7 protein-coding genes and 1 pseudogene are annotated in these 7,668 nt (G+C 32.6%); 4 read left to right on the top strand and 4 right to left on the bottom strand.

Annotated features, from left to right (window positions below):
* Nucleotides 1–535 precede the first annotated feature (535 nt).
* Together OZD61_RS04275 and grxC are read right to left on the bottom strand one after the other, a co-directional pair.
* Nucleotides 536–1,408 carry a hypothetical protein gene (locus tag OZD61_RS04275; protein WP_274979979.1) on the bottom strand — a complete coding sequence of 291 codons (873 nt, stop codon included), beginning with the start codon at nt 1,406–1,408 and terminating at the stop codon, nt 536–538.
* Between the two features lie 115 nt (nt 1,409–1,523).
* The gene (gene grxC, locus OZD61_RS04270) at nt 1,524–1,862 is read right to left on the bottom strand and encodes a glutaredoxin 3 (protein WP_182320658.1); all 339 of its coding nucleotides are present in this window, start codon (nt 1,860–1,862) and stop codon (nt 1,524–1,526) included.
* A 68-nt stretch (nt 1,863–1,930) separates the two neighbouring features.
* Between grxC and ribF the strand changes: the two genes are divergently transcribed.
* Genes ribF through OZD61_RS04250 form a run of 4 tightly spaced genes read left to right on the top strand, consistent with a single transcriptional unit; the run spans nt 1,931 to nt 6,012 of the window.
* Nucleotides 1,931–2,863, top strand: a complete 933-nt coding sequence (gene ribF, locus OZD61_RS04265) for a riboflavin biosynthesis protein RibF (protein ID WP_274979978.1) — start codon at nt 1,931–1,933, stop codon at nt 2,861–2,863.
* Nucleotides 2,860–3,336 (top strand): signal peptidase II, encoded by a 477-nt coding sequence (gene lspA / locus OZD61_RS04260; protein ID WP_274979977.1) that lies wholly within the window; start codon nt 2,860–2,862, stop codon nt 3,334–3,336. The genes ribF and lspA overlap by 4 nt, the downstream gene beginning before the upstream one ends.
* Nucleotides 3,337–3,365: 29 nt before the next feature.
* Nucleotides 3,366–4,706 (top strand): M16 family metallopeptidase, encoded by a 1,341-nt coding sequence (locus OZD61_RS04255; RefSeq protein ID WP_274979976.1) that lies wholly within the window; start codon nt 3,366–3,368, stop codon nt 4,704–4,706.
* The gene (locus OZD61_RS04250) at nt 4,693–6,012 is read left to right on the top strand and encodes a M16 family metallopeptidase (RefSeq protein WP_274979975.1); all 1,320 of its coding nucleotides are present in this window, start codon (nt 4,693–4,695) and stop codon (nt 6,010–6,012) included. The genes OZD61_RS04255 and OZD61_RS04250 overlap by 14 nt, the downstream gene beginning before the upstream one ends.
* Here the strand turns inward: OZD61_RS04250 and purN are convergent.
* A complete protein-coding gene (gene purN, locus OZD61_RS04245) occupies nt 6,006–6,581 on the bottom strand; it encodes a phosphoribosylglycinamide formyltransferase (RefSeq protein ID WP_274979974.1) in 576 nt (191 codons plus the stop codon). The genes OZD61_RS04250 and purN overlap by 7 nt on opposite strands.
* 622 nt (nt 6,582–7,203) lie before the next feature.
* A pseudogene (locus OZD61_RS04240) lies at nt 7,204–7,668 on the bottom strand (hypothetical protein); the annotation flags it as partial.

Here is a 7,668-nt window from a genome sequence, read left to right as displayed (position 1 = left end):
GCTAATTACTTACATTATACTTTCAAGTATGGCGTTTTTTTATTCTAAACACTTAATAACCGCGATTCAGCTACTTTTAAACCGCAACTAATCTAAATTATAAATGTTAAGAAATTTACTAAACAAAAAAAAGGCAAAAGAAACCCTAGGGTAGCTAGTTATTCACTATCCATTTTTTAAGTTGGCGTTTTTTTATGTTTTAAACGCTTTATAAGCGCGTTTCAGCTTATGTAGGTAGAAATTTTATAAGACATAAGGTACACATAGTGCAAAAAATTAAACATGATACGCCAGATACGTGAGTTTTTTTGTCATTCAACCTGCACAGAGAAGATAAATAAATAGCTTCAGTTTCATGATAAGAGGGCTGGCGGAGTTTGTCAAGCAAGTTTTTTTGTTTCTGCGGACTACTTGAATAACGGCTACAATGTTTGTACAGCTATGTACATAGCTGGAACCCAAAAAAAGAACCAAGTAGCCTTGGCTACTTGGATGACAAAAGGTAATACAAGAAATCTATTGGCTCTCGTATATCTTAGTGAAACTTAACAAGTTTATCTATAGTTTTAGTGATGACTCTTGGAGTATCCGGAGAAACTGCTGAGCTCAGCCTATTTAACCGCTCTATAGCGAACTCGCTATTCTCATTTGCTATGAAATCACATAAAATATTTTCTATATCCTTAGTAACACTTTCATGCTTTCTCAGAGGATGATTATGTGGATACCTACTGATGGTTTTGATACTGGAATACTCAACAAAAGCTTGATCCTTAAAAGCAAGTTGTCTCAATTTCTCTTTGAATTTTCCTTCTTCCTCTTTTGCTAAAAGGCGAGACTTTATCAGTGATTTTATAATCAAATTTATAGCTTGATGTATTTCAGAATGCACTATAACTTTAATGGTATTTTCTTCTACTATACAATCATAAATATTTTTTTCGCTCTGTAACGACTCTATTAATTTCTTGCTACTTTGTGAATTCAATTCCAAATTCTCCTCACTCATAGGAGTTATTATGAAGGTGTTCTTACTCACTCTGATGTTAAATTGTGGAGAGCCTTCAGAAAAGGAAAATGCTACATCCTTAAATTCAAGTGCATGATTGTATGCAGCAAAAAGGGTGTGTGCTATAACACTGCTGGGCACCTTCATTCCATGTTTACTCAGGTGGTTCAATACATTTTCAACCTCATGATATGTAAAGTCTGTATCTTTTAGCAATTCAACAACTTCTATGCCGTTGTGTTGTTTATACTCTATTCTCACTTCTTCTGTAAAAAGTGTTTTAGCTGCTATATGTTTATCAAGCACTGTGAAAATCTTGATGAAATTCTCTAAATCTTGTTTGTTAACTAATTCGATACTAATTAAGTTTCTGCTAATAATTGAAATATTTTTTGTCATTTTTTCCCACTAAAAAAACTCACTGAATGAATTGTATTTTTAATTCATTAAGAATTGTTTAAAGTGAGCATACTAGTTTTCATTTACGTATTACACGACAAAACAAGATAAAAAGTTACATAAAATCATCATGTGGTATAACACACTCTCCACATTCATCATTGCTGTTTGTGTAGGTTGTGACATCAGTGTGATTGTCATTATTATTTAGCATATCATCCAACTTTCCTTCTTTTTCAAGATCCATCAATTTGTCACACCCCCCAATGTGCTTATCGTTGATAAAAATCCATGGAACTGTTCTAACGTTATACTTTGATTTTATGTCGTTAAATAGATCTGAGTTTTTGAGCACATCAATTTCTTCATACTTCACACCTTTTTTATCTAGTAAATCCTTTGCCCTTATGCAGTATGGACAGCCCTTCTTTACATATATCACAACATTTTTCACAATTTATCTCCGTAGCTTACTAAAATATAGTTATTATATATAAGAAACATGTAAAAACATCAAATTGTATGAAAATTATTTATAATTGTGAGCAAGGGATAGAAAATAATATAGCACTAACCTTCGGAAATTTCGATGGCATTCATTTAGGACACGAGTTTGCAATTTCTACTCTCAAGAAGGTAGCACAAGAAAGAGGATTACCCTCTGCAGTTTTAACTTTTGAGCCTCACCCATCAACTGTTTTATTTGGTAGAAACAATTTTAGGTTAATAGACCAAGAACAAAAAAAGGAACTAATCAGCAGCTATGGTATAGATTACTTATATATTATTAATTTTAATAGAGGTTTTTCTGAGGTTAGCTGTGATGACTTTATCAGTGAGACTTTAATAGATAAATATGGCGCTAAACACATAATTGTCGGAGAAAATTGCACTTTTGGTCATAAACGATTGGGTAATATATTAACTCTAGAGAAATATTCTGAAATATATGGATACTCTTTGACTAAATTAGAGCCATTAACAATTGACGGCAAAATTTGCTCTTCTTCTTCAATAAGGGAGTATGTACAAAGGGGCGAAATAGAAATTGCTAATAAATTGCTCGGCAGGCCTTATCAAGTTTCTGGTGTTGTGACAAAAGGTGCATGTAGAGGTAGAGAAATAGGATTTCCAACCATAAATATTCCTATAGAAGATTGCATGATAAAACCTAAGTTTGGCACATATTACGCTAGAGTGACTTTTCCTGATAGTAATCCAAATTGGTTATATGGAGTAGTCAATATTGGTATGAGACCTACTTTTAAGGATCTGAAAAAGCCTATAATAGAAATGCACATATTCGATTTTGATGAAGACGTATATAGTCATAAAGTCAATATACAACTTTTAAAATTCATAAGGTCAGAAAAAAAATTCCATAGTATTGAGGAGTTAACAAAACAGATAAATTATGATATACTTAAAGTTTATAGGTTAAAGGCAAATTTATGAAAAAGTTATGCTTAGTTGTTATATTAATTATAGTATTGATTGACCAAACGAGCAAGTTGTACATAAACTCATTGATTGATGAAGGAGAATCAATTGAGATCGCTAGTTTTATAAAACTAGTTGAAGTTTGGAATTCAGGTATTAGTTTTGGAATGTGTAGCGCTTTACCACATGGCGGTTTCTTTTTTTCAGCATTTTCAATACTAATAATTGGTATACTTGCATATTTGATATACAGGTCTGACGATCAGTCAACTTACCTTGGTTTTTCTCTGATGATTGGTGGAGCAATCGGAAACGTAGTTGATAGGATCTATTGGGGAGCTGTATATGATTTCATATATTTTCATATTGATGATTGGTATTGGCCAGCATTTAATTTAGCAGATTTATCTATAGTTTGTGGAATGTTTACATTGTTATATAAGTGGTATATATACGATATGCTTATTTCTAAACAAAATGAGGAATAAAATAATTGTTTTTATATTAGGTCGAAATAATGCTTCATAAGTTTTTTAGTTTTCTTATACTACCTGTACTTTTTTTTACTTACCCAATTTCTTCGAATGCTTTAAACATAGAGCACAACATAAAATATACTAAACTCAGTAACGGACTAGATGTTTATGTTGTTTCTAATCATCGGATTCCAGCCGTTTTACATGCAGTAATATACAAAGTTGGGGGAATGGATGATCCAATCGGCAAAGCAGGATTGGCTCACTACTTTGAACATTTAATGTTTGAAACTACAGGAAAGTTCACAGATATAGAAGCCACTATGAGCAGCATTGGGGCTCAATTTAACGCGTTTACCACTAAAGAATATACCTGTTATTATGAGTTGGTCCCCAAAAAAGATTTACCACTTGCAATGGAAGTTGAAGCAGATAGAATGGGCAGCTTTAATGTTACTCAAGACAAAATAGATAGAGAAAAAAACATTGTGTTGGAAGAAAGAAAAATGAGATTTGATAATCATCCTAACAACTTGTTATGGGAAGAAATGAATAGTGCATTTTACCGTACTGGCTATGGTAGGTCTGTTATCGGCTGGGAGAGCGACATCAAAACTTACAATTTGGATGACATAACGAGGTTTCATGATAACTATTATCACTCCGGCAATGCAATATTACTGATTGTGGGTGATGTGGAACTTGATGAAGTAGTGAAATTAGCAGAAGAAAAATATGGCGAAATTAAAGCTAAGCCTGTAATGAGAAATTACCCAAATCAGGATCCAGTGCATAATGCAGGTCTATCGGTGACCTTAGAGAGCACTGAAGTAAAAGAACCAGTTTTATATTTTCGTTATCGTGTACCCTTATTTGAGCATATAAATGAAGCTTCCGCTGCTCATTTAGCGGTTGAAATTTTAGGTAGCGGCAAATCCAGCAAACTGTATAATGATCTGGTTTTAGATGAAGATGTGGCAGTATCAGTGTTTGCTTATTATAATAGCCTAGCTTTTAGTGATGGCTACATTGATATTCAGGTCATTCCAAAAAGCGGAGTTAATTTAGATATTGTTGAAAGAGAGTTAGATAATGCTATTAATAACTTCATGTCTAAAGGAATAACGGATGAGGAGTTGCAAAGCTCGAAATATAGATACAAAGCAGCACAGTTTGATAATCTATCTGACTTAACTCATATAGCGATGTTCTATGTGCCACACCTTGCACTTGGTATTCCACTGGATGAAATAGATATTTCATATAGCAAGATTAATGATGTCAATCTAGAGGATGTAAATAATAAAATCCGTGCTATTTTTTCTGCTAATAAGTTAATTGGTCGTTTATTACCAAAAGGAGATAATAATGAGAATAAGTAAAATTATATTTCTATTTTTTTTCTGTCTAGGCTTTAATTTACAAGCAAGTGGTAACCTAAATATAGAGGAGGTCACTACCCGTAAAGGATTTAAGTTTTTATTTGTAGAAAATCATGATTTGCCAAAAGTTTCACTAAATATATCGTTCAAGGATGCAGGTTATGTGTATGAGAATAAGGAAAAACGGGGGCTTTCTTGGTTTACTTCTCTTGTAATCCAAGAAGGGGCAGGAAAAAATGATGCCAAAGATTTTGCGAAAAAGCTTGAAGATAAAGGGATTAGTTTAAATTTTATTGCTGATTTAGAAGCATTTAGGGTTTCATTAAATACTTTGTCTGACAATCTAGAGGAAGCAATTTCATTACTGAGCGATACTATAATGCGTCCTAAAGTTGACCCTGAAGGGTTGAATAGAGTTTTCGAGAAAGCCAAAGTTGATTTTAATAATCTTGGAAAAAATCCTTATTTTGTTGCTGGAAAAGAATTAGATACGTTATTGTTTAAAAAACATCCTTACTCAAAAAGTGTGTATGGTACTCTTGATACTATAATGAGCATTACTAGAGACGATGTTTTAACATACATAAAGCGTAATTTTGCTAAAGATAACATAGTTATCAGTGTTGCTGGTTGTGCAAAAAAAGAAGAAATTATTACGCTATTAGATAAATATTTATCTAAATTGCCGTCAAAAAGATCAAAAGTTAGAAAAATACCTGTAGAAAATAATTTTGGTTCTGCAGAAAGTAAGAATATTTTTATGGATATACCACAGAGTGTGATACTTTTTGCTCAAAAAGGTATAGCTTATGAAGATCCTAATTATTATAACGCTGGTGTCTTAATTGATGCACTTGGTGGCATGAGGCTGAATTCAATATTAATGACAGAACTGAGGCAAAACTTGGGTATTACTTATGGTGTTTATGCAAGTATTATTTCCAATAAACATGGAAATATTATATCTGGATTTATAAGTACTGATAGTTCTACTGCTGGCAAAGCTATATCAGCAGTAAAAGATACATTTAGCAGAATAAAAAAGCAAGGAATTGACGAACAATTGTTCAAGGATGCAAAAATTGGCTTGGTAAATAATCTTGTCCTTTTCCTGTCCAATAACACAAATACAGCAACGCTGCTAGATAATATGCAGATAAATGATCGTGATGTTAACCGTATAAATAATTATGCGAATATCATTAATGATGTTAAATTAGAGGAAGTAAACGAACTGGCGAGTTCTTTACTGGAACCTGAAAATTTATTTTTTGTTGAAGTTGGAAAAAACGCTCAAGGTCAATAATTATTACAGTCATTATCTTCTGCTATTGACCTTACTGCTTCTACATAACACTTATGCTCCTCAGCTAGAATGCGTTCTGAGAGGCTTTGAATATCATCAGCTGGTAACACTGGTACAACAACTTGAGCAATTATGGCTCCAGCATCAACTTCAGGAGTGACATAATGTACAGTACAACCTGTAATTTTTACACCTGCTTTTAGAGCTTGCTCTTGAGCGTTTAGGCCTTCAAAAGACGGAAGTAAAGAGGGATGAATATTTATCACCTTGTTATGCCATTTACTCAGAAAATCAGCTTTGAGAATTCTCATAAACCCTGCAAGGCAAATTAAATCAACCTTATGTTGAACAAGTATTTCGTGAATTTTACCAGCATCAAGCGGTTTATCTTTAACAATAAACGCTGAGATTCCTGCTTGCTCTGCTATTTTCAGACCAGCAGCTTCGCTATTATTTGTGATAACACATGCAACTTCTGCGGAAAAATTCTGATCTTGACATGCTTCTATTAAGGCCTGCATATTCGACCCCCTACCTGAAATTAGTATTCCGAGTTTTATCTTTTTCATTATAGCACAGTTAGTTTAGAATTTAGTTAATACTAACAAAACAGCTCAAAAGGAAAACTTATTTTATAGCAAAGAAGGCAGACTAAACTCTTTATATGAGTGGACCTCTAATTTTGGACCTCACTGGACAACACAAAATAACGAATAGCCCCATGTACCCAGCTAAAACTAGCTTTAATGCTTAGATATTGTGCTATTTTTGTATAATATACCACTATAAGTATATATTTTTGTAATCGCGTTATTATTTATTTAACAAAGTATTAGTATAATTTATTACACTGGATTAAATGGAGAAAGTTCAATGAGTAAATTACCGAACAATGCAAAAATAGGTAAATCTCAGGTTACTCAGTGGGAGGTAATAAAAAATTGTGAATATGCTGATAATTGCTTGTCAAAAATAGTAACTTTGTACGTTATTAGAATAACTCAGCTATCAGATTTTTATACGAGTGACGAACCTGAAATTAACACTGTTTTAGCAAGAATAAGCGTGACAAGTGAAAATGTATTTTTAAACAAGGCTACTACTATTGAAGTTATGGAAGGTATTTTTCCGTATAAATTCAACAGCAAGAAGAGAAATAACGTATTAAGGTTAGAAGATTTGTATAATTATTTATGTTCTATTGTTAACAATAGCCTTCCTACCCCTACAACAACATTGCAAGCATTGATTTTTCTCCATATGAAAAGAGTCTGGAAGCTCTTTTACTCTAAACACGATGTTTACATCCTCAAAATTAATCTCAATTCGCTTAACTAACGTTCTAATAATATCACGTTTAGTTAGCCAGTCTGCATTATTAAGACTTGAGTTAATACTAGAGGAAAACCCCTCTAAATTTGTTACTACTAGAGTTAACTCTTGTGTGAGTTTTTTCTGATCAAATATCTTTTTCTTTTGTTCTTCAACCATTTTTAAGTTTTGTTTCATTGCTTTAATTCTTGGCTCAAATTCTTCTTGATCAATATATTCTTGAGCATAACTATCAATTAACCTTGCAATACCTCGTTTTAATTTATCTTCTTGTGTTTCAAGCAAAGCACTTTTTTGATCTAGTGGTGATTTTTTAAGTTCTGA

Source organism: Wolbachia endosymbiont of Drosophila bocki (assembly GCF_028982005.1).
Taxonomy (GTDB): domain Bacteria; phylum Pseudomonadota; class Alphaproteobacteria; order Rickettsiales; family Anaplasmataceae; genus Wolbachia; species Wolbachia pipientis.
The sequence above is the reverse complement of the archived record's forward strand: the minus strand, read 5'-3'. Positions and strand labels throughout refer to the sequence as shown.

Excerpts from the sequence above, each read along its gene's own strand:
- OZD61_RS04275 (WP_274979979.1), bottom strand. The coding sequence starts at position 1,408 with ATGACAAAAAATATTTCAATTATTAGCAGAAACTTAATTAGTATCGAA.
- ribF (WP_274979978.1), top strand. The coding sequence starts at position 1,931 with ATGAAAATTATTTATAATTGTGAGCAAGGGATAGAAAATAATATAGCA.
- lspA (WP_274979977.1), top strand. The coding sequence starts at position 2,860 with ATGAAAAAGTTATGCTTAGTTGTTATATTAATTATAGTATTGATTGAC.
- OZD61_RS04255 (WP_274979976.1), top strand. The coding sequence starts at position 3,366 with ATGCTTCATAAGTTTTTTAGTTTTCTTATACTACCTGTACTTTTTTTT.
- OZD61_RS04250 (WP_274979975.1), top strand. The coding sequence starts at position 4,693 with ATGAGAATAAGTAAAATTATATTTCTATTTTTTTTCTGTCTAGGCTTT.
- purN (WP_274979974.1), bottom strand. The coding sequence starts at position 6,581 with ATGAAAAAGATAAAACTCGGAATACTAATTTCAGGTAGGGGGTCGAAT.